24 protein-coding genes and 4 pseudogenes are annotated in these 21434 nt (G+C 38.2%); 23 read left to right on the top strand and 5 right to left on the bottom strand.

Features of this window, described 5'->3' with window-relative positions:
• The first annotated feature begins 304 nt into the window (after positions 1 to 304).
• The 4 genes from L634_RS34350 (at position 305) to L634_RS0114865 (ending at position 3301) form a co-directional block, all read left to right on the top strand.
• Entirely contained in the window at positions 305 to 505 is a 201-nt protein-coding gene (locus L634_RS34350; protein ID WP_232233772.1) for a hypothetical protein, read from the top strand.
• Positions 506 to 998: 493 nt separating this feature from the next.
• A complete protein-coding gene (locus tag L634_RS34670) occupies positions 999 to 1124 on the top strand; it encodes a hypothetical protein (protein WP_269521551.1) in 126 nt (41 codons plus the stop codon).
• Positions 1125 to 1212: 88 nt separating this feature from the next.
• Positions 1213 to 2700, top strand: coding sequence for a flavin monoamine oxidase family protein (locus L634_RS0114870; protein WP_026583129.1), 1488 nt, complete (start codon positions 1213 to 1215; stop codon positions 2698 to 2700).
• 421 nt (positions 2701 to 3121) lie between these two features.
• Positions 3122 to 3301, top strand: a complete 180-nt coding sequence (locus L634_RS0114865) for a DUF2187 family protein (RefSeq protein ID WP_026583128.1) — start codon at positions 3122 to 3124, stop codon at positions 3299 to 3301.
• A 302-nt stretch (positions 3302 to 3603) separates the two neighbouring features.
• On the opposite strand, the gene rpsN is transcribed toward L634_RS0114865, so the two are convergent.
• On the bottom strand, positions 3604 to 3810 hold the full coding sequence (rpsN, locus tag L634_RS0114860) for a hypothetical protein (RefSeq protein WP_026583127.1): 207 nt from the start codon (positions 3808 to 3810) through the stop codon (positions 3604 to 3606).
• 182 nt (positions 3811 to 3992) lie between these two features.
• Between rpsN and L634_RS34665 the strand changes: the two genes are divergently transcribed.
• Positions 3993 to 4124, top strand: a complete 132-nt coding sequence (locus L634_RS34665; RefSeq protein ID WP_269521550.1) for a hypothetical protein — start codon at positions 3993 to 3995, stop codon at positions 4122 to 4124.
• A gap of 42 nt (positions 4125 to 4166) precedes the next feature.
• On the opposite strand, the gene L634_RS0114850 is transcribed toward L634_RS34665, so the two are convergent.
• Positions 4167 to 4826, bottom strand: a complete 660-nt coding sequence (locus tag L634_RS0114850; protein WP_084028912.1) for a 2OG-Fe(II) oxygenase — start codon at positions 4824 to 4826, stop codon at positions 4167 to 4169.
• Positions 4827 to 5117: 291 nt separating this feature from the next.
• Between L634_RS0114850 and L634_RS0114845 the strand changes: the two genes are divergently transcribed.
• Positions 5118 to 5738 carry a YitT family protein gene (locus L634_RS0114845; RefSeq protein ID WP_026583125.1) on the top strand — a complete coding sequence of 207 codons (621 nt, stop codon included), beginning with the start codon at positions 5118 to 5120 and terminating at the stop codon, positions 5736 to 5738.
• Positions 5739 to 6362: 624 nt separating this feature from the next.
• Complete coding sequence (locus tag L634_RS0114835) at positions 6363 to 6806, top strand: YfmQ family protein (protein WP_026583124.1); 444 nt, start codon at positions 6363 to 6365, stop codon at positions 6804 to 6806.
• An 85-nt stretch (positions 6807 to 6891) separates the two neighbouring features.
• Here L634_RS0114835 and L634_RS0114830 read toward each other — a convergent pair whose 3' ends face one another.
• Complete coding sequence (locus tag L634_RS0114830) at positions 6892 to 8322, bottom strand: aminotransferase-like domain-containing protein (RefSeq protein ID WP_026583123.1); 1431 nt, start codon at positions 8320 to 8322, stop codon at positions 6892 to 6894.
• 465 nt (positions 8323 to 8787) lie between these two features.
• On the opposite strand from L634_RS0114830, the gene spxA reads away from it, so the two are divergent.
• From spxA to L634_RS0114815, 3 genes are all read left to right on the top strand, one after another.
• Positions 8788 to 9183: a transcriptional regulator SpxA gene (gene spxA / locus L634_RS0114825; protein WP_026583122.1), complete on the top strand. Its 396-nt coding sequence runs from the start codon at positions 8788 to 8790 to the stop codon at positions 9181 to 9183.
• A 114-nt stretch (positions 9184 to 9297) separates the two neighbouring features.
• Positions 9298 to 9723, top strand: coding sequence for an RrF2 family transcriptional regulator (locus L634_RS0114820; RefSeq protein ID WP_026583121.1), 426 nt, complete (start codon positions 9298 to 9300; stop codon positions 9721 to 9723).
• Positions 9724 to 9811: 88 nt separating this feature from the next.
• On the top strand, positions 9812 to 10147 hold the full coding sequence (locus L634_RS0114815; protein ID WP_026583120.1) for an IDEAL domain-containing protein: 336 nt from the start codon (positions 9812 to 9814) through the stop codon (positions 10145 to 10147).
• Between the two features lie 235 nt (positions 10148 to 10382).
• Here L634_RS0114815 and L634_RS31190 read toward each other — a convergent pair whose 3' ends face one another.
• On the bottom strand, positions 10383 to 10985 hold the full coding sequence (locus L634_RS31190) for a TetR/AcrR family transcriptional regulator (protein ID WP_051428339.1): 603 nt from the start codon (positions 10983 to 10985) through the stop codon (positions 10383 to 10385).
• 153 nt (positions 10986 to 11138) lie between these two features.
• Between L634_RS31190 and L634_RS31185 the strand changes: the two are divergent.
• The 13 genes and pseudogenes from L634_RS31185 to L634_RS34940 all read left to right on the top strand — a co-directional run bounded on the left by L634_RS31185 (position 11139) and on the right by L634_RS34940 (position 21232).
• Positions 11139 to 12047, top strand: a pseudogene (locus L634_RS31185) (ABC transporter ATP-binding protein).
• Positions 12047 to 13648 (top strand): ABC transporter permease, encoded by a 1602-nt coding sequence (locus L634_RS0114800; protein WP_026583119.1) that lies wholly within the window; start codon positions 12047 to 12049, stop codon positions 13646 to 13648. The pseudogene L634_RS31185 and the gene L634_RS0114800 overlap by 1 nt, the downstream one beginning before the upstream one ends.
• Positions 13649 to 13915: 267 nt before the next feature.
• The gene (locus L634_RS0114795; RefSeq protein WP_026583118.1) at positions 13916 to 14152 is read left to right on the top strand and encodes a DUF896 domain-containing protein; all 237 of its coding nucleotides are present in this window, start codon (positions 13916 to 13918) and stop codon (positions 14150 to 14152) included.
• A 150-nt stretch (positions 14153 to 14302) separates the two neighbouring features.
• Positions 14303 to 14719: a MarR family winged helix-turn-helix transcriptional regulator gene (locus tag L634_RS0114785; RefSeq protein ID WP_026583117.1), complete on the top strand. Its 417-nt coding sequence runs from the start codon at positions 14303 to 14305 to the stop codon at positions 14717 to 14719.
• A 57-nt stretch (positions 14720 to 14776) separates the two neighbouring features.
• Positions 14777 to 15175, top strand: coding sequence for a DoxX family protein (locus L634_RS0114780; protein ID WP_026583116.1), 399 nt, complete (start codon positions 14777 to 14779; stop codon positions 15173 to 15175).
• A gap of 319 nt (positions 15176 to 15494) precedes the next feature.
• Positions 15495 to 16433 (top strand): ring-cleaving dioxygenase, encoded by a 939-nt coding sequence (locus tag L634_RS0114770; RefSeq protein WP_026583115.1) that lies wholly within the window; start codon positions 15495 to 15497, stop codon positions 16431 to 16433.
• Between the two features lie 23 nt (positions 16434 to 16456).
• Positions 16457 to 17065, top strand: a complete 609-nt coding sequence (locus tag L634_RS0114765) for a flavin reductase family protein (RefSeq protein ID WP_026583114.1) — start codon at positions 16457 to 16459, stop codon at positions 17063 to 17065.
• Between the two features lie 31 nt (positions 17066 to 17096).
• Positions 17097 to 18032: a ring-cleaving dioxygenase gene (locus L634_RS0114760; RefSeq protein ID WP_034262734.1), complete on the top strand. Its 936-nt coding sequence runs from the start codon at positions 17097 to 17099 to the stop codon at positions 18030 to 18032.
• A gap of 10 nt (positions 18033 to 18042) precedes the next feature.
• Positions 18043 to 18649, top strand: a pseudogene (locus L634_RS31180) (alpha/beta hydrolase).
• A gap of 42 nt (positions 18650 to 18691) precedes the next feature.
• Positions 18692 to 19111: a DoxX family protein gene (locus L634_RS0114750; protein WP_026583112.1), complete on the top strand. Its 420-nt coding sequence runs from the start codon at positions 18692 to 18694 to the stop codon at positions 19109 to 19111.
• A 285-nt stretch (positions 19112 to 19396) separates the two neighbouring features.
• Positions 19397 to 20008, top strand: a complete 612-nt coding sequence (gene wrbA, locus L634_RS0114745) for an NAD(P)H:quinone oxidoreductase (RefSeq protein ID WP_026583111.1) — start codon at positions 19397 to 19399, stop codon at positions 20006 to 20008.
• A gap of 241 nt (positions 20009 to 20249) precedes the next feature.
• Positions 20250 to 20453 (top strand): annotated as a pseudogene (locus tag L634_RS32755) (nitroreductase family protein); the annotation flags it as partial.
• A 458-nt stretch (positions 20454 to 20911) separates the two neighbouring features.
• The gene (locus tag L634_RS34940; RefSeq protein WP_084028911.1) at positions 20912 to 21232 is read left to right on the top strand and encodes a YitT family protein; all 321 of its coding nucleotides are present in this window, start codon (positions 20912 to 20914) and stop codon (positions 21230 to 21232) included.
• Here L634_RS34940 and istB read toward each other — a convergent pair.
• Positions 21159 to 21434 (bottom strand): annotated as a pseudogene (gene istB / locus L634_RS0114735) (IS21-like element IS643 family helper ATPase IstB); the annotation flags it as partial. The gene L634_RS34940 and the pseudogene istB overlap by 74 nt on opposite strands.

Below are 21434 nucleotides of genomic sequence, written 5' to 3'. Positions count from 1 at the left end.
TGAGAAAAGACCTTTTGGAAAATTGCCGGTGTGGTAATATAATAAGAAAAGATAGGAACGGAAGGTAACTAAATGGTCGATGTTTTTACAGAAATAATAATCGCAGCCCCGTGCCATAAGGTAGCGGAGTATGCAGCAAATCCTGACAATGCTCCTGATTGGTATGTAAATATTAAGTCAGAAATGGTTAACGCCAAAGCCATTAGCTCTTGGATCCCAAATTGCCTTTAAAGCACATTTCCTCGGTCGGGAGCTTGCTTATGTCTACGAAATCATGGATTATACTCCTGGTGAAAAGCTTGTAATGAAAACAGCAAATGGACCTTTCCCAATGGAAACCATATATACCTGGGAAGCAATTAGTGAGAACCAAACGAGAATGACCTTAAGGAACAAGGGAATTCCTTCAGGATTTTCAAAAGTCTTTACCCCTGTTATGTCCAAAATGATGGAAAAAGCAAACAATAAAGATTTGAAAAAAATAAAAGAGATTCTTGAGAAATAATAAATATTTAAAACAATGACGCTCATTTTTAGGAATGAGCGTCATTGTTTTAACTATTCTTTTTTTATTCTGACATTAAATAGTTTAAAGATCATATACGCAGACAATGCAATAAACAAAATTACAATACCTGATGTCCAACTGCTTTTCGAAGCTTCTCTATGAAAATTTCCACCGCAGAACCTTTGGAAATGAAATAACAGCCCCTATAACAGCCCCTGCTAATAATTCAATATACACATTCCAGGCATTAAGCACATAAGCCATGGGGGTGCTATCGACATTTTGTGATTATTTTCACAATACAATTTGTCGCAAAAATATTTAAAAACGTTCTTTATTGATTTTGAGGGTTTCCAGTTGCACAGCCGGAGTAGATCTTAATATAGAAGTGAAGTGGGAGTTAATAGTCTTGTTATCTACCAAAAAGGAGAGAGGCGAGAGGAATAGTCGTTAATCCGTTCGATTATCTACCAAAATAGGAGAAAGACGAGTGAATTGGTTGTTAATCGATACAATAAACTACCAAAGCAGGAGTGAGGAGAATGATATCTGGGTTAATCGTTCAAATAGCATCAATCTGAATCCTTTTCTAAAATTCAAAAATGTGCCTCTTTAATTAAAAATACAATCATATAGGACGCTCATCCCGACGTATGTTAGTTATAAGGAATATCCAGGGACTTCCACCAGGAAGGAGAATGAGCATGTCCTATTATCGAAATCCCCAGTTAACGACCGAGCAAATGCTTTCGACCATCAGAAATGGTCTTGGGATTTCTACAGTTCAAAAAAAGATTATTGTCGTTGGCGCTGGTATGTCTGGGCTGGTGGCTGCATCCCTGCTAAAGGAAGCGGGGCATGATGTGACTGTTTTGGAAGCAACGCAAAGGGTTGGAGGCAGGATCTTTACACTTAGGGAGCCTTTTATGGATGGGTTGTACCTCGATGTTGGGGCGATGCGCATTCCGCATATTCATAAATTAGTGATGGAATATATTAAAAAATTTCATTTAAAGGTGAATCCGTTTGTGAATACCGCTCCCACTGATGTGATATATGCTAACGGTGTAAAAACAAGCTGGCAGGCGTATGAGCGAAATCCGGATATGTTAAACTATCCTGTTGCCCCGCATGAAAAAGGGAAAACGGCAGAGGAACTGCTAACAATGGCCATTAAACCGGTAACTGATTTCATAAATCAGAACCCACAGGAAAACTGGAAGATTGTCATCAGAGAGTTTGACCGGTTTCCGATGAGCTTTTTTCTCCGGTACAATCCTGTAGGGCCCAGCCTGTCCTCCGGTGCGATTGAAAGTATACAGGTTCTTCTTGGCCTGGAGGGGTTTCCGGAGCTTTCGTTTCCCGCGATACTTAGGGAGCTTTTGCCGCTATTCAACCCGGATATTCAATTTTACGAAATTGAAGGCGGCAACGATAAGCTGCCAAATGCTTTTCTGCCCCAGTTAAAGGAAAACCTTCATTTTGGATATCAAATGACCAAGATCGTCCAAAACGCTAATCAAGTGACGATTCATTCGAGGCATACGTTAAGCCAAATGACATTAACGATTACAGGTGATCTTGCGATTATTACCATTCCATTTTCCATGCTTCACTTTGTAGAAATTGACCCGCGCCATTCCTTTTCCCATTATAAATGGAAAGCGATCCGGGAAATTCATTATGTGCCATCAAGCAAAATTGGCCTTCAATTTAAGCAAAGATTTTGGGAGCACGAGGGAATCCGAGGCGGTAAATTAATGACCGATTTGCCCATCCGGTTTGCTGCTTACCCGAGCCATCTGATCGGCTCAACAGGTTCGGGGATCATCTTGGCCAGTTATACATGGGAGGATGATACTCTATCCTGGGATAACTTGAAGGAAGGGGACCGGATTCGGAATGCTCTTGATAATTTGGCTGCCATTCATGGCAAGCAGGTTTATGAGCATTTCTTAACTGGAGCTTCCCATAGCTGGTCACAATACCCGTTTTCTGGCGGAGCTTTCTCTATGTTTAAGCCTAATCAAGAAACAGAGCTTTTTCCTTATATCAGTGCACCAGAAGGAAGGGTTCATTTCGCAGGGGAACACACTTCTACAGCGCCAGCGTGGATCGAAGGCGCCATTCAATCCGGTATTAGGGTGGCCCATGAGGTAACAGACCTGCCAAGAACTTACTTTGGCTGGTAAAACAGCCAGTTAAGATGCGCTCTAAAGTGATGCTCTTGGAAATTCCACGATTTTATGAATATGAAATAAAGTTATAGTATTTTTTCGGAGGGAATTTAAATAGTAGTCTGGCTTTCATATGAATATTTACACCTGCATATATGCCAGAGCTATTCTGATTAAAATTTGCCTTCAGCGTGCTAAATCAGAACCTAGCCATTTTGCCCTCCACGATCAACTGTCAAGTTATTTAAATTCCTTATAGCGCCTTCGACCTGATCCTGTAATCATATATAAAAGACAAAGGTTATTAAAATAATCTGTATGAGCCTGATCAATTCTAAAATGATCTGATATTTTTATCATCCCCCATATAACTATTTTTTGTTTAAACTCCACTTTATCGAGCATACTAAAAGCTATTATGAAGGGAGTGATTTTGATGGCAAGGATAGGTGATCGTATTTCTTTCATAAGAAGAAATGAACAGTTTGAAGGAATCGTGGAGGCAGTAAGGGATCATAGCGTAATCGTGGAAATCTCGGTAGAAACCGCGAGGATATTAAAATATGAAACGCTTAGAACAGTTGTGAAGCACTCCAACTATGCAGTCTTGCAATAGGATTAAGGTTTATGCCCCCTCAGGATCCTTACTGCTACGCCACCTGTTGGGGAGAGTCATATTGGATTTCAAAGTATTTATTTGCCAATTTATCAGTGTGAAAATGCTGGGCAAAACATTGCTTAACTAAATTACTCCCTTTTTCTTTTGGGCATTAACTACTGGCGGGGAATGTAAATCATGGTCTATATTAAGCTCTAATCCATAATTTATCCCCTTCAGTCAATTGCCTTTTGGCAGGATAAATGGGGATTCAGAATTGTTAAATGAATGACCAAAAGAGTTTACATACAAAAAAGCCTTCAAAAGATGGAGTCTAAGTTTATTACCAGCTTGCTTTTTTTTACACGCCGGAATATGTCTTTGCAGAAAAGTTGTCTGAAGCAAATTCGGCAAAGTTTTAATTGGCGACAGACTGAATGTAGACGTCTGCATTTTTCGCAGCTGGTATATTCTTGCACTTTAAATTTAGAAGTGCGCTGCTTTGCAATCATGGAATTTTTAGCCATTTCTTAAACCTCCTTTTTCGACAATGCCAGGAGAACACGCTAATATATACTAATTATTATTAATATGTAGATAGTAGACTATTGGAAATGGAAGCACAAATCGATTTCCAATAATAAACAAGAGATTTTTGAAACCGCTTACATTATAATAGAATTAAGAGTTAGGAAAGGGGATGCGGACAATGGAACTTTTAGTGCAACAATGTGAACATAGCCAAACAGAAGAACCTTGTGAAGAGTGTGCCCCAAAAAGAGAAGGGGAAGAAAATTTCGATACCTCAGAATATGATTATCATAAAAGATTATGGTTTTAAAAACATATAAAAACACTTGGGCACAAGCCCAAGTGTTTTTTTCTATATTCTTTTTCTTCTCATCCACTGTGTGGCTGCCCATTTGTCCCCAATGATGACAGGGGCTCCCCCGTGCAGTGTTAAGTCGTTAAGGTTTTGGTCATTATAAAAATATTCAAAATAAACAGCCATCCCTTTTTGAGGAGATACAGAGAAATTAAGTTTTGGAAAATATGTTTCTCCGCCTTGCTCCACATCATTCAGATACATGACAAGGGTGCTGATTCTTGGATTGCTGGCAGCCCTGCTTGAAGGTGAAAAGAAATCAAAATGTGCTTTATATTCCTGGCCAATTTTGTAATTTAAAATTTGCAGGCCTTCACCATGTTCTGCAGGTATATTCATAATGCGCGAGATTCTTTTTTCGATTTTTGCCACAACTTCATTTTCGCCTTCATTAAAAAACGTACTGCTGCTGGTTCTGAGTTCGTCCACTTCACGCGAGTTTCCAATTTTGGAACGGTGAAGCCGGTCTTTGGATAACCTAATCAGCTCATCACATTCTTCATCGCTTAAAACATTACCTAATATGACAATCAATGGTTCTTCTAACTTAGCAATTATTTTAATCTCTCGATCTTCTGTAACGATTTTATTTCCAGTATGATCAAAAATCGTTTGTTCTTTAATCTTTAATTCTGCAGCATCCATTGCCAATTTCATCGACCTCTTTTATTTAGTTTTCTGAAAATTTAAGATATTCAACAGCTGAAAGCAGTATTTATTAGGTAAGTTTTTTGTTTCCTCCTGTAATTCAAAATCGATGTTTAGGTTAGATACTCTAACTGAATATATTTTACACTGAGGAATGAAGTATTTCTATCTTTTTTTAAAGGCATTAGGGTCTTTACAGGTTTTTAATTTGAATTCTGACAATATACCCGGACATTTTATCATTTCACCGGAATATATTTCTTTACATAGGAGGTATGTCTAAACAGAAGGGGATGTCATGTGTATAGGGAAAGGGTTCATTACTATATAAATCAAGGAAGTTTTCGAAAAACCTCATTATATATCCGAGGCTTATTTATTTTTTGCGGAGCTTGGCTTGTGGCCATTTCATTGCAATTATTTTTGGTGAAAAATCATGTCATAGACGGCGGTATCGTTGGCGTGAGCATTATGCTTTCCCATTTTGCTCATATTGACGTTGGACTGCTCCTATTATGTTTGAATATCCCGTTTTTATTAGTTGGATCGATTTACATGGGTGTCCGTTTTCTGTTATTCAGTTTTTATGCCAGTTCAGTCTTGGCGGCTGGAACATACATTTTGGCACCGCTGGAAGAGTTGACGAATAATCCTATTCTTGTCATTGTCTTAGGCGGTCTTCTTTTAGGAACAGGGGTTGGGCTGATTATACGCTTTGGAGCCTGTTTGGATGGAACAGAAGTGCTGGCCATTTTGTTCAGTGAACGATCGCCTTTAACAATCGGGCAATGCATTATGCTTTTTAATTTTATTATTTTTACAACCTCCGTTTTCTTATTTGGCGTTAGGGAAGGAGCCTATTCGCTGGCAACGTTTTTTGTCGCCTATAAAACAATTGATTTTATATTAATGAAGGAATGATTCAAATATTCACAGCTATTAGGTTAATTCTATAGAAAAGATTTAAGAGATTTACCATGAATGAATACAATCAGTTTCCTATCAAGGATTATCTTAAAACGATAAAAGAGGCAATTCCTTTTTTATCGTTTTTTAGTGTATTAAAAATATTACTTATTAGATTAGGCTGTTTTCGTAAAGTTTGTTGCTTTTCGGGTGGCAAACTATGTTAAATCAACGGGCGGGATTCAAAAGCAGAAAAAAACCCCTTTAAATATAACTAAGAAATAAACAGTCAAAGTGGATGGGCAAATTCATACCAAATTGGATGGTCATTAATCATTTAAGGTACGTTATTATTTAGTTATAAAAAAACTATTAGTAAGTTTTAAAGAGGTGCTGCATGAAAATTCTACTGGGCTTAGTTGTATTAATCTTAATTTTTGCCGTAATTTCAACTTTACTTCTGACAGGAAAATCAGATGAAAATTATGGAAGTTCGACCAAAAAAATACAACAAATTTAACCTTAATATATGTAGTCATAATATTCATAGCTATAGCTTCCCTTGGAATCTATATTTGGCGGACTTAAAAAGCCCGGATCCTGAAGCTGCAGGGACAAAGAGAAAGGAGATGCCGAGAGATGACATGGGCAGTTTTGATTCCGATTATACTTGTCAGCATACTAAAAATAGTCGTAACTTGTCTGCCAACTGGAACTGTTAATTGGCTGCTTAGAAAATTTGAAACTCATACAAAGCTCAATGAGAATGAAGTAACTGTTACATTAGGGGGGAAACGACTAGAAGGCAATGAAAAAATCAATGTTGTAAATTATTTTAACGAAGGAATATTTATCAAGAAACATTATATTCATCCCGGGAGCGAACAAAACTATTTACAACCCGAGAATAGTGGCACACCCATTATAATCAATGTTAATGAGGGGAAAAGAAATGTAAGGCTGCTTCTATACAGTTACAGCGACCGCATTGATGTAGTCAAACAGTACAGGAAAAAAGTAGTTGCATATAGTCTGATTTCCGAGAAGCTCCAGGAAAGCCCTTTTGCATTGCAGGCACAATAGTACGGGAAGACATTTGGAGCAGACATAAAACATAATAATGCCGGAATTGAACAACGCATGGATTTTTTATAAATCCATGCGTTTTTTATACATAAGAATGGGCATCAGCAAATCGTTTCATTCCTTCGTGAATGTTTTCTTCATTTTCCCTGGCATAAGTAAACCGGACAAATCCCGTTTCAGAACCCAAAGTGGTGCCTGGAACGTAAATGACTCCTCTTTTTATGGATTCTTCGAGTAATTGAATTTCATTATGCTCTTTTTTGATTTTGCACCAGAGGTGTATGCCGCCTTGAGGAACATGATATTCCAATTGATCTTTTAGAAAGGTTTGAAGACTGGCTATGATTTGATTTCTTCGGCTTTCCAATTGCTTAACCAGATGCTTGATATGTGATTCAAAATTCCTGGATTCTAAAAAATCATTGGCAACCCATTGTGAATAACTGCCATGGCCAAAATCGATCTGCTGCTTAGCGTCTGATAATCTTTCAATAACTGATCTTGGACCGATGATCCAGCCGATCCTCAGGCCTGATGCAACAATTTTTGTAAGCGAGCTAATATATAGAACATTTCCGTTCCGATCAAGCGACTTAAGGGTTCTCATACTTTCACCCGAGAAGGCTGTTAAGCTGTATGGATCGTCTTCCACGACCGGGATGCCATACTCAGAAGACAATTCAAGTATTTTATGGCGCTGGTCCTCTGGCAATAGTGTACCTGTTGGATTTTGAAATATTGGATTTAAAAAGACCATTTTAATTCGATGTTTTTTATATAGTGCCGTAATTTCGTTTGGGTCCAGTCCATCCTTGCCTGTTTTTAGAAAATAGGTTTTGATGCCAGCTGATTTAAATATCGGCAGGCTGTAGTGGTAGGAAGGATCTTCAATGGCAACGGCATCTCCAGGTTTTAGCAGACATTGAACCACAAGGTGCAATGCTTGCTGTGCACCGGATGTAATTAAGATAGATGAAGAGTCAGTCTCAATGGCTCTGAATTTTTTTACATGGTCAGCAAGGGTTTTTCTAAGGATTTCATTTCCTTGGGGATGATCATATCCCAAAGGGCCAATAAAGGATCTGTTTGATGTTATTTCTCTAAGGGAATCCATTGGAAATAGATCCTGTGACAATTCCCCGCTGGCTAAATTGATTAGGTTCGCCTCAGCCAGTTCTTTATGTATTCTTTGTGTAACAGGCAAATTGGGCAAAAAGGAACCCGCTTCAATATAACGGTTCCAGCTGGGGATCCGTTTTTTAGCCATCCCCCAAATATCTTTGCTAATCGTTGTCCCGCTTCCCCGATTGCGATTGATGATTCCATTGGACTCCAGTTCATCATACGCTGCAACAGCCGTACTTCGGTTTATTTCATATTGCTTTGCCAATCCTCTCTCGGATGGAAGCGGTTTGTCAGGGGGAAAAGTGCCATCCGCAATCCCATTTTCAATATACATGGCAAGCTGCTTATAAATCGGTATTTTCGATTTTCTGTCAGGTCTCCAATTCAATTGAAACATCCTCTATGATAAAATTTGGCCTTCTTAATTATTATAGCATTTTCATGAAATAATCTATTTTAGTGATTTTTCTGTTGGCATATGTTCATTGGATTTTTTAATTTTTTTATAAAAATAGGGGGAAATAGGGCCAAACCGCTTGTTAATGATAAACTAAGCTCTATTTTTTATCCTATTTACAGGCTCCTTTCTCATAGATTGTTGTGTTATCTTTTAAATTTTGCCTAGTGATTTAACTTAGTTTTCCACCCGAAAAGCTCAAACCCTACGAAAACAGCCTATTTATAAGAAAACAGATAGTTAATAAAAATTTTTGTTGACTTCTTCAACTGTAATGATTAATATTACAGTACGGTTAGTAATAAACAAAAAGGAACATTAAGTATAAACAATAACTCAACTGTAATTTTTATTTTCACAGTTACGAATTATGGATAAAACAAAGGAGTGTTAAAAATGGTAACTTTGTATTTAACTTCAAGCTGCGGCTCCTGCCGAAAAGCAAGGGCTTGGCTGGAAGAACATCAAATTGATTATATTGAAAGAAACATCGTAACAGACCCGCTTACAGTCGAGGAAATTAAATCTATTCTCCGCCTGACGGAAACGGGTACAGAGGAGATTATTTCAACAAAGTCAAAAGCCTTTAAAGCGTTAAATATAGATATTGAAACATTGCCGCTTAAGGAATTGTATAAAATAATAATGGAAAACCCGCAAATGCTTCGGAGGCCAATTGTCCAGGATGAAAAGAGATTGCAGGTTGGCTATAATGAGGATGAAATTCGCAGTTTCCTTCCACGAAAGCTTCGTACATTCTCTTATAATGAAGGGCAAAAAGCGGCCAATTAGGATTTACTGTTTGTTCAAAGTTCTATATTCTTGACATCCCAATCTGTAACATTTAGTATTACAGTACGTTGAAAAAGGTTTATTAAAGCGAAAAGTACTTCTAGGAGGCTGGCCATGAACAGTGACTTTACTCTTGCCATTCACAGTTTAACTTATCTCGCGCTCCAGCTGGACCGCATGTCTACAAGCGATGCTATATCAGAAAGTGCAGGGGTACATCCAGTCCGCATTCGTAAAGTCCTGAGTTTGTTAAAAAGAAATGGATTTATCAAATCAAAAGAAGGCATGGGCGGCGGATTTATTTTTGCCCGGGATCTAAGTGATGTAAATCTTTGGGATATCTATAAGATCACCTCTGAAGGTGCATTGCAGCCGAAGTGCCCTGATTCAAATGAAGCTTGCCTTGTAGGGGCGAATATGCAAAGAGTCCTTTTTGACATTTTCCTGGGTGCTGAAGAACATCTGGGTGAATATTTAAAGCACTATACCATTAAAGATATTGTCGATCATATCAATAAAGATAAATGCAGGAAGGCGTAGCTTTCCATTAAAATAAAAATGCAATAAAACATGTTACAGTTATGCTATACCAGTAATAAAATAAAATTAATTAGGAAGGGTGAAAAATATGAGCTCTAACAATGATTACATTCTGCAAATAGGTGATTGGATCAAGGGGAAATCCCGGAATGGCGAACTCATAATCGGCTATATTGAAACCCTTGATAATTCAAAAGGCATAGTAAAAGCAAAAGTAATTTCAAGTGATAATAAATCCATTGAAGGCAAATCCATGGTTGTGCTAAGCAAACAGATTAAAAAAATGCCTGCTGCCAAAGTGGCAAATAAGGAGCAGATTCATTTTCTAATTGATCTGGCACTATCTACAGGGGATGAGGAATGGTTTTTGGAGCTGACTTCTAAATTAAACTCAATGAGGGAACTCGTAAATGATGCATACTAATTAAAGTTCTTATGCTGATATGAAATAAGTGGCTGAAATTTACTAATCAATGCGACTTACCGGAAGCACACTGAAAATTGCAAGCAATGAATTTATCCCATTTTACACCAGAATTGACAAAAGTATTTATAATCATATATACAACCGACCTTTTCCACATTGAAAGGCCGGTTTTTTTGTTAATAAGACTTTATTCTTAGCACTTCTAATAAGAGGTGCAGGCAATCTTTCAAATTTATTGATCCCCGCTGCTTGGCTTTTTTAAAAACCCATAAAAAAAGAGTTTAGATAAATCTTCTCCTAATTTTGAATTTTTGCTTCTTTCATTATAAAAATGGAAATCCTTTGCTGCATTTTGAATTAAATTAAGATAAACAATAATCGATTCTGTTGAGATATCGGAATCAATATATCCTTTCTGTTTTCCTTCTTCGAAAAAAGAAATAATGTATTTCATTCGCTCTTTATAGAAATCCTGGATAAGCTCCTCCAGCTCAGGATTTCCCTCAAGCAATTTATTAAGGAAATCAGAATTTATGCCGCTAACATTTGCCGTATCCAGGATGAGCTTCTCAACCTTTTCAGGAAATGATAAATCATCACGCTGGACTGTTTCTAATCTGCTATCCCATTCCCTAAGAAGAAAAGTATGAATGACGTTCTTTACTAATTCATCTTTCGTCCCAAAATGATTATATATGGTAACAGGAGATACTTTGGCTTTTCTGGCAATTTCAGCAAGGCTTACTTTTTCAATGCCAAGGTCTTTAAATAGCTCCATTGCTGCATTTTGAATTTGTTCTTTTTTCTTCTCTGTACGTCGCTGATACCCGTCCAATAAACTCACCTCTATTTTAAATCATAAAATATGTTTTGAATAAATTCAAATGCATTTATTCAAAACATATTGACGGAAAGATGGCATAGGTTTATATTATGAATAAAATATATAAAAATCATTCATTAAATTCATTTTTAGGAGGGGAAAGGCGTGTCAGTGATACAGGTAAAGAATTTAACGAAAAAGTTTGGGAAAGCTCAAATTTTGAAAGGGATTAATCTGGAAGTATCGAAAGGGGAAGTCTTAGGGTTTATTGGCCCAAACGGCGCCGGTAAATCAACTACTATAAAAGTATTGCTGGGGATTTTGAAGGCGACAGGCGGAGAGGTCAAGATTTTTGAAAAAAATGCCTGGAGTGATGCTGTGGAGATCCACAAGAATGTGGCCTATGTTCCCGGTGATGTTAATTTATGGCCCAACTTAACTGGCGGTGAGGTAATCGATTTATTTTTAAAGCTTAATGGAACAAAAAACAAAGCCAAACGGGAGGAGCTCATTCATAAATTTGATTTGGATCCAACCAAGAAATGCAGAACCTATTCCAAAGGAAACCGGCAAAAGGTTGCCTTAGCTGCTGCTTTTTCATCTGATGCGGACCTATATATATTGGATGAACCTACATCCGGCCTTGATCCGTTAATGGAAAAAGTATTTTAGGAATGTGTGATGGAGGTCAAGAAACAAGGGAAAAGTGTATTGCTTTCCAGTCATATTTTGTCTGAGGTAGAAAAGCTGTGTGACCGGGTCAGCATTATCCGCCAAGGAATCATTATGGAAACTGGAACATTAAACGAGCTGCGCCATTTAACACGGACGCAAATGCTCGTTGATACGAAACAGCCAGTTGCAGGGCTAAATGAATTAAAAGGCATTTATGATCTCCACAAAAATGAACAGGGACTTTCATTCCAAGTGGATTCAGAGCAAATAGATGATGTAATTAAACATATCAGCCAATTTGGAATCTTAAAGTTTGAAAGTTCGCCGCCAACATTAGAAGATTTATTTATGCGCCATTATGAAGGATCAGAGGATACAGGAGCGGGAGGTAAGAAATGATGGCTGGCAAATTAATGGCCAATGCGGCCAACCTTTCTTTATTTATTCTAAGGCTTGATCGAATTCGAATTCCTCTATGGGTATTGGGCCTGACTTTTTTTACACTTGCTGTTCCTATAGCATTTAGTGAAATGTATGGTTCTCAGCAGGAACGTGATGTGATGGCTCAAACTATGGCCAATCCGGCAATGACAGCCATGGTTGGACCTGGTGATTTAGATCATTATACCCTCGGAGCAATGACTGCCCATCAAATGCTGCTAATGACTGCAGCTGTTGTGGGGCTAATGAGTATTTTGCTCGTCAGCCGGCACACAAGAGGAGATGAGGAAGAAGGACGTCTGGAATTGATTAGGTCCTTGCCAACCGGGCGGCTTTCCTATTTAAATTCAACCTTAATTGTGATTATTGGTACATGTGCTGCTTTAGCATTAATAAATGGCTTTGGACTCTATGCTCTTGGGTTAGAGAGCATGAATCTGGAGGGATCGCTTCTTTATGGTGCAGCATTAGGTGCAGCGGGTCTATTTTTTGCGGGTGTCACAGCAGTCTTTGCACAGCTAACGGAAACTTCCCGTGGAACAGTTGGCTATTCCATTGCTGTATTGCTGATCTCTTACCTCTTTCGGGCCATTACAGATACTACAGATGAATCTCTTTCTTGGCTTTCTCCTTTTGGGTGGGTGACAAAGGCAGAGGCTTATTCTGCGAATAATTGGCTGCCGATTGTACTTATGATTGCAGTTTCTGTTCTCCTTTATGCTTTAGCCAATTATCTAAATGCGATTCGTGACTTAGAAAGCGGGTTCCTTCCATCAAAGCCTGGGAGAAGATATGCATCTAGTTTTCTCCAAAGTCCTTTAGGTCTTGCAATGAGGCTGCAAAAGACTGGAACCATTGCATGGGCGATTGGTATGTATGTGTTGGGAGCATCTTATGGTTCCATTTTAGGAGATTTGGAGTCCTTTTTTTCTAATAACGAAATGATAAAACAGCTTCTTCGTCCCGAAGAGGGACTGACATTGACGGAGCAATTTATTCCGATGCTGATGATTGTCATCTCATTATTGGCAACGGTTCCTCCTGTTATGTCCATGAACAAGCTGCGCGGAGAGGAGAAAAAAGAGCGAATCACTCACCTCCTGGGAAGGGCCGTCTCACGAACTCAATTATTAGGCAGTTACTTAGTTATTGCAGTGATCAACGGGTTTTTCATGATTTCTTTTGCTGCAGTTGGTCTATGGTCTGCCGGAACGGCCGCAATTGAGGAAGGATTGTCATTTGGCATGATTTATGGAGCAGCACTTTCGTATTACCCTGCGATGCTCGTCATGATTGGTTCAGCTGTCTTTCTTATTGGGTATTTGCCAAAGCTGTCAGCCTTAGTCTGGCTTTACATTTTTTATTCGTTTGTTGTCTTGTATTTCGGCGGTTTATTTCAATTCTCTGAATGGATCGGCAACCTTTCGCCTTATGGTCATGTTCCACAGGCCCCTGTAGAGGAATTTTCGATTATGCCGTTAATCGTATTGGGAATTACCGCTACAGCACTGATTCTATTAGGGGTTTTAGGCTTTAAAAAAAGAGATATAGAAAATTAATAAAGCTTATTGAGGCAAAAGGCTTGATATCGGTGGCTTAAATGATATCAGAAATGGCGTGTATTTTATAACACGCTATTTTCTTTTTATATCAAGGGTATTAAAAATATTGTGAGACACATATAAAGTAGTACGGGGATTGACTAACATTGATATACATTCTAAGTAGTGTGTTGACAAATCTAATAAAGTATATTATCTTTAATTCAAGATAATTAAATTCGAGATATAATCTTGCGAATTATTTACTGGAAAGGAGTAAGTCTAATGCATGAAATTTTAAAAAGAATAAATGAACTTGCACTTAAAAGAAGGACCGAGGGATTAACTCAAAATGAAAATGCTGAAATAGCCAATTTGCGCACAAAATACATTCAAGAATTTCGCGGATCTATGGAAGAGTTGCTATTAAACACAACCATCGTTGATCCTAAAGGAGATGATGTAACTCCAAATAAATTAAAGAAAGCCCAAGCAAAGAATAGAATGAAACAAATATGGTGAATAATGTTAATCTAAGCAATCAGGAAGCAGGTACAAAACCAAACTCAAAAGAGAGAAAAAAAGCTATTGACAAAGAAGTAATCATGTTTTATTATTTATCTTGAATTTAAGATATTTTAATTAAAGGTAAATTCGGAGGAGGTGAAGGAAATGAACAGAAAATGTACAAATGCTCCTTTTTTAATGTTAATGCAAACCTCCAAGGCTATACACGAGAGAATAAAGCTGGAGATGATAAAATATAACCTTAGTATTACAGAGTTTTCTGTTCTGGAAGTTCTTTATTATAAAGGGAAACAAAACATTCATCAAATAAGCCAGAAAGTCCTGATTTCCAGTGGATCGATGACATATGTTATAGATAAATTAGAACAGAAAGGTTTTTTAGAAAGAAGTGCATGTCCGGATGACCGCAGAGTTATACACGTCAGTTTAACAGATGCAGGTAATGAATTGATGGGGAAAATAATGCCAGAACATCAGGAGATAGTTGATGACATGTTTAGTTCTTTAAACACTGAGGAAACAGAGTTATTGGTTACACTTTTGGATAAGGTAAGAAGCTAAAAATTTTTTTGTATAATATCTCGAATTCGAGATAAATAAATGTAGGAGGATTAAAAAATGTTGGATTTAGGTTTATTAATTATAAGACTGGTAATTGGGGTATTATTCATTGGCCACGGTGCTCAAAAATTGTTTGGCTGGTTCGGAGGTCATGGATTAAAAGGAACCGGAGGCTGGTTTGAATCTATTGGGATGAAGCCGGGCGTGACTATGGCCCTTTTCGCAGGATTAGCGGAACTAATCGGGGGAATATTGTTTGCTGTAGGACTTTTAACACCACTCGCAGCATTAATGATTGCAGGAACAATGGTAATGGCAATCGTAAAGGTGCATGGTCCAAATGGTTTATGGGCAACATCTAATGGGTATGAATATAACTTAACTTTAATCGCTGCAGCACTTGGTATTGCTTTAACCGGTCCAGGTCGATATGCAATAGATTTCTTTTTATTCTAATTTATCTCGAATTAAAACTTCTTTAAATTAATCTATTTCGTAAAGTTTGTTGCCTTCCTGGTGGCTAACTAAGTTTAAATCAACAGGCAAATTTAACAGAGCCTATAAAAAAGAACCAAAAGCTGAGGGCCCGAATTCTCGTGATTGGTCTAACCTCTAAAGAACTAATGGCTTTAAAATTTTCACTATAAGTATTAAGTGTAATGAAGATGTCCAGGGGAAAAGTAAAAATGGCAAACAGAAATGACATGGCTTTCATTAGTACGTCAATGGGGTTACAGAAAATAATCAATCAAATTATAAAAGGAGTGTGGAAAAAATGGGTAAAAAAACAATGGGGATTCATCATATAACTGCAATTGTAGGTCATCCTCAAGAAAATGTAGATTTTTATGCAGGAGTTTTAGGATTACGCTTAGTCAAACAAACAGTCAACTTTGATGACCCAGGCACTTATCACCTTTACTTTGGTAATGAGGGCGGCAAGCCAGGAACAATCATTACTTTCTTTCCTTGGGCAGGTGCCCGTCAAGGGGTTATTGGCGATGGCCAGGTAGGAGTTACTTCGTATGTCGTTCCGACAGGTGCCATGAAGTTTTGGGAAGAAAGGCTTGAAAAATTTAAAGTTCCTTATACGAAAATGGAACGTTTCGGAGAGCAATATTTGGAATTTGATGATCCTCATGGACTTCATTTGGAGATTGTTGAAAGAGAAGAAGGGGAAGTAAATACCTGGACTTTCGGAGAGGTTACTCCTGAAACAGCTATAAAAGGATTCGGTGGAGCAACTCTCTTATCAACTCAGCCAGCAAAGACTGCTGATCTGCTGGAAAATATTATGGGACTTGAAGTTGCAGGTCAGGAAGGAGATTTTATCCGTTACCGTTCTTCTGCCGATATTGGAAATATCATCGATCTTAAATTAACCCCAATTGGACGGGGGCGAATGGGTGTTGGAACCGTCCATCATATTGCCTGGAGGGCTATTGATGATCAAGATCAATTGGATTGGCAAAAATATGTTGCAGATAATGGATATGGGGTTACACCAGTTCAAGACCGAAACTACTTTAATGCTATCTATTTTAGGGAACATGGAGAAATTTTATTTGAAATTGCTACAGATCCTCCAGGGTTTGCCCATGATGAATCCCAGGAAACGATGGGCGGGAGATTAATGCTGCCTGAACAATATGAGCCACAAAGGGATAAGATAGAAAATGTTCTGCTTCCGATTACAGTCAGAGAAATGGATTGAATTTAAAAGAGGTGATGCCCGCTATGCTTTCAATTGACCCAATCGACAATAGTGAAAGAGAAAATTACAAATTTTTAATAGGAAGCATTATACCAAGGCCCATTGCTTTTGTAACAACTATCTCAAAAGACGGTGTTTTGAATGGGGCTCCATTCAGTTATTTCAATATCGTGACATCAAATCCCCCGATGATATCCTTGGCAATTCAAAGAAATGAAGGAACACAGAAGGATACCGCCAGAAATATTATCAGTACAGAGGAATTTGTTGTTCATATTGTCGATGAGGAGAATGTAGAAAAAATAAATATGACAGCAGCAGCTCTGCCTCCTGATCAAAGTGAAATAGAATTAGCAAAATTAACTTTGGCTAAAAGTACGAAAATTTCCGTGCCCGGAGTGATGGAGGCGAAAATCCGACTGGAGTGTACCTTGGAACATGCGCTATCGTTAGGGGGCACGGATACTCCTGGCTGTGATCTTATCATTGGAAAAGTTGTTCAATTTCATATTGATGAAAACATCTATGAAAAGGGAAGAATTGATCCAAGGGGGCTCGCTGCAGTGAGCCGTTTGGCGGGCATCCATTATGCAAAGATTGGCGAAATGTTTTCTATTGAAAGACCCAAGTAGAATCTAAGTCACTCTTAAAGAAGTGGAGGGGATGAATTTGCAAATCACTTCAGGTATCCATCACATTACGGCCATGGTAAACGACGCCCAGCGAAATATCGACTTTTATGCAGGGGTACTGGGACTTAGGCTAGTAAAAAAAACAATTAATTTTGACCGGCCGGAAGTCTATCATCTTTATTTCGGAAATGAAAATGGTGATCCCGGGACTGTTATGACCTTCTTCCCATGGGAGAATCAGTTAAAAGGGCGGATTGGAACGGGTCAGGTCGGGGTGACCAGTTATGTGATCCCTGATCAATCAATTGATTTTTGGAAAAATCGTTTGAGTAAATTTGGAGTTAAGTTTATACAAACAGTCCGCTACGGTGAAACCTACTTGCAATTCCAGGATCCAGACGGTCTTGAAATCGAACTGGTAGAGCGGTCTAAGGGGCCTTTGAATACATGGACTTTGAAAGACATTCATCCAGAGGTTGCCATTAAAGGATTTGGAGGAGCAACCCTGATTTCTTCAAAGCCAAATAAAACGGCTGAAGTACTTGAGAATGTATTAGGGCTGGAATGCCTCGGCCAAGAAGAAGGATTCTTAAGATTTAAATCAGAAGCCGAACTTGGAAATACAATCGATATAAAACTTACCCCCTCTGTTCGAGGATTGATGGGGGCTGGTACAGTTCATCATATTGCCTGGAGAGCGAAAGATGAAGAGGACCATATAAGGTGGAGAAACCTTCTTCAGGAGAAGGGCTATTATCCAACTGAAATTCTGGATCGAAATTACTTCAAAGCACTTTACTTTCATGAAGAAGGCGGCATTTTATTCGAAATCGCGACAGACCCTCCAGGATTTACGGTTGACGAGCCACTAAAGGAACTTGGCAGCAGGCTTATGTTACCTTCTTGGCTGGAATCAAAGAGGGAAGAATTGGAAGAGACCTTACCTGCTGTAGAGGTCCCTAAATAAAAGGAGGTAAATGATGAAGCACATATTTCAAAAAGGGAAAAACCCATCAAAACCAACATTGTTACTGCTGCACGGAACTGGAGGCAATGAATTAGATTTGCTGCCCCTTGCAGGAAGAATCGACGATGAAGCCTTCCATTTTAAGTGTCAGGGGAAATGTTCTTGAAAATGGCATGCCCCGTTTCTTTCGCAGATTAGCTGAAGGTGTGTTTGATGAGGAAGATCTACTATTCCGTACAAAAGAATTGAATGAATTCCTTGATGAATCCGCTGAAAAGTATGGATTTGACAGAGATCATATTATTGCCATCGGGTACTCAAATGGTGCGAATATAGCAGCCAGTTTATTGTTCCATTATCAAGATGCATTGAAGGCGGCCATTCTTCATCATCCAATGGTGCCAAGAAAAGGAATTGAACTTCCAAATTTGACTGGAAAATCTGTTTTCATTGCAGCAGGAAAAAATGATCCAATCTGTTCGCCTATGGAATCGATGGAATTACAGTCTATGCTGGAAAAGGCTAATGCAAACGTTGAACTCCATTGGGAAAATAGGGGGCATCAACTTACCGCTACAGAGGTCGAAGCTGCTGCCAATTGGTATGGAAAATTATAGTTTAATCAAATTAAAGAATATTTTTGGGGGATTAAGTTTATTATGTTTAAAGCAGAGTTAGGAGCACTTGTTTTACGTTTAACCTTAGGTATTATATTTTTTATTCACGGTTTAGTAAAATTCCAAGGTGGAATAGAGAATATTGTTGGATGGTTTGAAAGTATTGGCTTGCCAGGATTTATGGCCTTTGCCGTAGCTGGAATTGAATTAGTTGGCGGCATTGCTTTGATTATTGGATTGGGAACAAGAATTGTGTCCGCATTAATTGGCATTATCATGATTGGAGCGACATTAAAGGTAAAAATGGCAGCTGGCTTGTTAGGAAATGGCCAAATGGCAGGTTACGAGCTGGATCTGGCCTTTTTAGCAATGGCCATTTATCTTGCAATCAATGGAAGTAAATTTTTATCTGTTGACCCATTGATTTTTAAAAATGATTCACAAGTTTCAAAAGCTGCATAATTAAAAAAAGCTGTTTTCGTAAAGTTTGTTGATTTTAACGGTTAACTAAGTTTAACCCCCTGAGTTGATTGCAGCGGAGGGCTATTGACTCCTGCTCAGAAGAGAGGGAAGTGGGAGTCCCACAGGCTTAACCGAGGGTGCTCTCATTCTCTCCGCGAAAATCAACGGGCTGAATTTATAAGTAAGCAGCAATTTATTAGAATAAAGCCAAAAGAAAAGAGGTATATGAAAATGGGTTTTCTATCCAAATTATTTGGAAATTCATCTATAAAGGAGACAAAAAGAATGGAAAATGTTAATTTGGCAGTCATTTTTTACAGCATGGGTGGAACAAACTATCAGCTGGCAAAATGGGCAGAAGAAGGAGCAAAAGAAGCGGGTGCTGAAGTAAAAGTATTAAAGGTAGAAGAATTAGCACCAGAATCCATCATCGAGAGAAATGAAGTGTGGAAATCAACTGTAGAAGCAACAAAAGACGTACCAGTAGCAACAGGAGATGATATTGAATGGGCAGACGCAATTATCTTTAGCGTTCCTACCCGATTTGGGAACATGCCTTCACAAATGAAGCAATTCCTAGATATCCAAGGCGGATTATGGGCGACTGGTAAAACCGTCAACAAAGTCGTAAGTGCCATGACATCTGCACAGAACCCGCATGGCGGACAGGAAGCCACACTCTTATCCCTATATACTTCCATGATGCATTGGGGCGCGATTATCGCCACTCCAGGCTATACAGATCCGGTTATTTTTGGAGCCGGAGGTAACCCATATGGAACAAGTGTTACGGTTGGACAAGATGGAAAAATGATTGAAGATGTTCAAGCAGCTGTAAAACATCAAGCGAAACGTACAGTAACAGTTGCTGAGTGGGTAAAGAAAGCAAATCAATAAAAAATTTGTGAGCGAATCAAAAATTTTGATTCGCTCTTTAATAATTAGTTAACAAAAGAGAATATTCCTGACCTTTCGGATCATGATGGATTCGGAAAAAAATCATCCAATCAATCAAACGAACTGATTGTTTTATAAGTTAAAGTTAACTAATTGACATTAAATCTTTTTTGCAGATAATTAATCTTAATTCGAGATATTTTAACTAGAGATAAAATGAACCTCTAGGAGGAACAGGTAGTTAGTAGTATGGGCCGGTTTAGAGGCTGAAGGATTAGGTGCCTCATTGCAGCACTATAAACTAATTGATGAAGAAGTGAAAAGGGAATGGGATATCCCAGCCAACTGGAAATTGATCGCGCAAATGTCATTCGGAAATCCAACTGCTCAACCGGGCGAAAAAGAATTCCAACCACTTGAAGATCGTGTGAAGTCTTATAAATAATTTAAGTGGGGGTGAAGAGCTACCCTGCGCTTTCTAATAACAATAATTGAATTACTCTTACTGATTTAAAGACAAGTCCTTTTATTGCATAAAAACATCCGTTCGTTTCGAACGGATGTTTTTTAGTGATTTACATAGGAATAACGATCCTGCCAATGTCGTCTAACTTTCTTACAATACCTGTGCTTTTCATAAATACTAATTCAAAAAATGTGTTCTTTAAAAGTATAAAAGAACACTAGATCAACTGGCTTTATTTATAATTGCCCAAGAACTTCTAGCTAAATTTAAATCGAGATAGATCTTGTTGACTTAAATCAAGCGAATACTGTATTTCAATTTTAAAAAGGTCCCCAATTCATCAACACACCGATTACAAGGAAAATTGCACCCAGGATAACCCAAATCAACAGTAATGGGAAAATAAACCGGGCCCATTTTATCCAGGAAACACCGGATTGGGAGTAGGAATTGGCTTAGGGGTAGTTTTTCGAGCTGGTGGGAATACTGGTGGCTTCACCTTAATTGCTCAGATTTTACAAAAGATAAAATCAGTAAAATACAGTACATCGATTATGTTTATGGATGCAACTGTTATGATTGCAGGAGCACTCATTTTTTCACCTGAAAAAGCATTGTACGCTTTAGTAGGGGCATTTGTTGTAGACGTCAAGTTGAATTTTACACTTTTTGCTCGTTTCCTTTTTACACTTCTGCTGAAAAAATGCTTTTCCGGTTTTTCATGCGATGACTTTCCTCGTTTTCACCTCCATGGATGACTTCCACACGATGAAGTAAGCGATCTAAAATAGCTGTTGTAATCCCTTGGTCCCCAATTAAATTACCCCACTCATCTGGACTTTTATTTGAAGTCAGGATGATCGAACTTCGTTCGTACAAATGATTAATCAAGTGAAAGAATAAGTTTGCTTCTCTCTGGTCCATGGCCATATACATTAAATCATCGATAATCACAAGGTC

Source organism: Bacillus sp. J33, assembly GCF_000518885.1.
GTDB lineage: Bacteria > Bacillota > Bacilli > Bacillales > Cytobacillaceae > Cytobacillus.
Note: the sequence above shows the minus strand (reverse complement) of the source record. Positions and strands in the feature narration are given on the sequence as shown.

Bases quoted from the DNA above. Each gene is read 5' to 3' on its own strand.
- L634_RS0114820 (WP_026583121.1), top strand. From the start codon at position 9,298: ATGAACAGTGACTTTACTCTTGCCATTCACAGTTTAACTTATCTCGCG.
- L634_RS0114815 (WP_026583120.1), top strand. From the start codon at position 9,812: ATGAGCTCTAACAATGATTACATTCTGCAAATAGGTGATTGGATCAAG.
- L634_RS0114780 (WP_026583116.1), top strand. From the start codon at position 14,777: ATGTTGGATTTAGGTTTATTAATTATAAGACTGGTAATTGGGGTATTA.
- L634_RS34665 (WP_269521550.1), top strand. From the start codon at position 3,993: ATGGAACTTTTAGTGCAACAATGTGAACATAGCCAAACAGAAGAACCT.
- L634_RS0114800 (WP_026583119.1), top strand. From the start codon at position 12,047: ATGGCTGGCAAATTAATGGCCAATGCGGCCAACCTTTCTTTATTTATT.
- L634_RS0114835 (WP_026583124.1), top strand. From the start codon at position 6,363: ATGACATGGGCAGTTTTGATTCCGATTATACTTGTCAGCATACTAAAA.
- L634_RS0114750 (WP_026583112.1), top strand. From the start codon at position 18,692: ATGTTTAAAGCAGAGTTAGGAGCACTTGTTTTACGTTTAACCTTAGGT.
- L634_RS0114865 (WP_026583128.1), top strand. From the start codon at position 3,122: ATGGCAAGGATAGGTGATCGTATTTCTTTCATAAGAAGAAATGAACAG.
- L634_RS0114785 (WP_026583117.1), top strand. From the start codon at position 14,303: ATGAACAGAAAATGTACAAATGCTCCTTTTTTAATGTTAATGCAAACC.
- L634_RS0114795 (WP_026583118.1), top strand. From the start codon at position 13,916: ATGCATGAAATTTTAAAAAGAATAAATGAACTTGCACTTAAAAGAAGG.
- spxA (WP_026583122.1), top strand. From the start codon at position 8,788: ATGGTAACTTTGTATTTAACTTCAAGCTGCGGCTCCTGCCGAAAAGCA.
- L634_RS0114760 (WP_034262734.1), top strand. From the start codon at position 17,097: ATGAATTTGCAAATCACTTCAGGTATCCATCACATTACGGCCATGGTA.
- rpsN (WP_026583127.1), bottom strand. From the start codon at position 3,810: ATGGCTAAAAATTCCATGATTGCAAAGCAGCGCACTTCTAAATTTAAA.
- L634_RS0114770 (WP_026583115.1), top strand. From the start codon at position 15,495: ATGGGTAAAAAAACAATGGGGATTCATCATATAACTGCAATTGTAGGT.
- L634_RS0114850 (WP_084028912.1), bottom strand. From the start codon at position 4,826: ATGAAATTGGCAATGGATGCTGCAGAATTAAAGATTAAAGAACAAACG.
- wrbA (WP_026583111.1), top strand. From the start codon at position 19,397: ATGGAAAATGTTAATTTGGCAGTCATTTTTTACAGCATGGGTGGAACA.
- L634_RS0114870 (WP_026583129.1), top strand. From the start codon at position 1,213: ATGTCCTATTATCGAAATCCCCAGTTAACGACCGAGCAAATGCTTTCG.
- L634_RS0114765 (WP_026583114.1), top strand. From the start codon at position 16,457: ATGCTTTCAATTGACCCAATCGACAATAGTGAAAGAGAAAATTACAAA.
- L634_RS34350 (WP_232233772.1), top strand. From the start codon at position 305: ATGAAAACAGCAAATGGACCTTTCCCAATGGAAACCATATATACCTGG.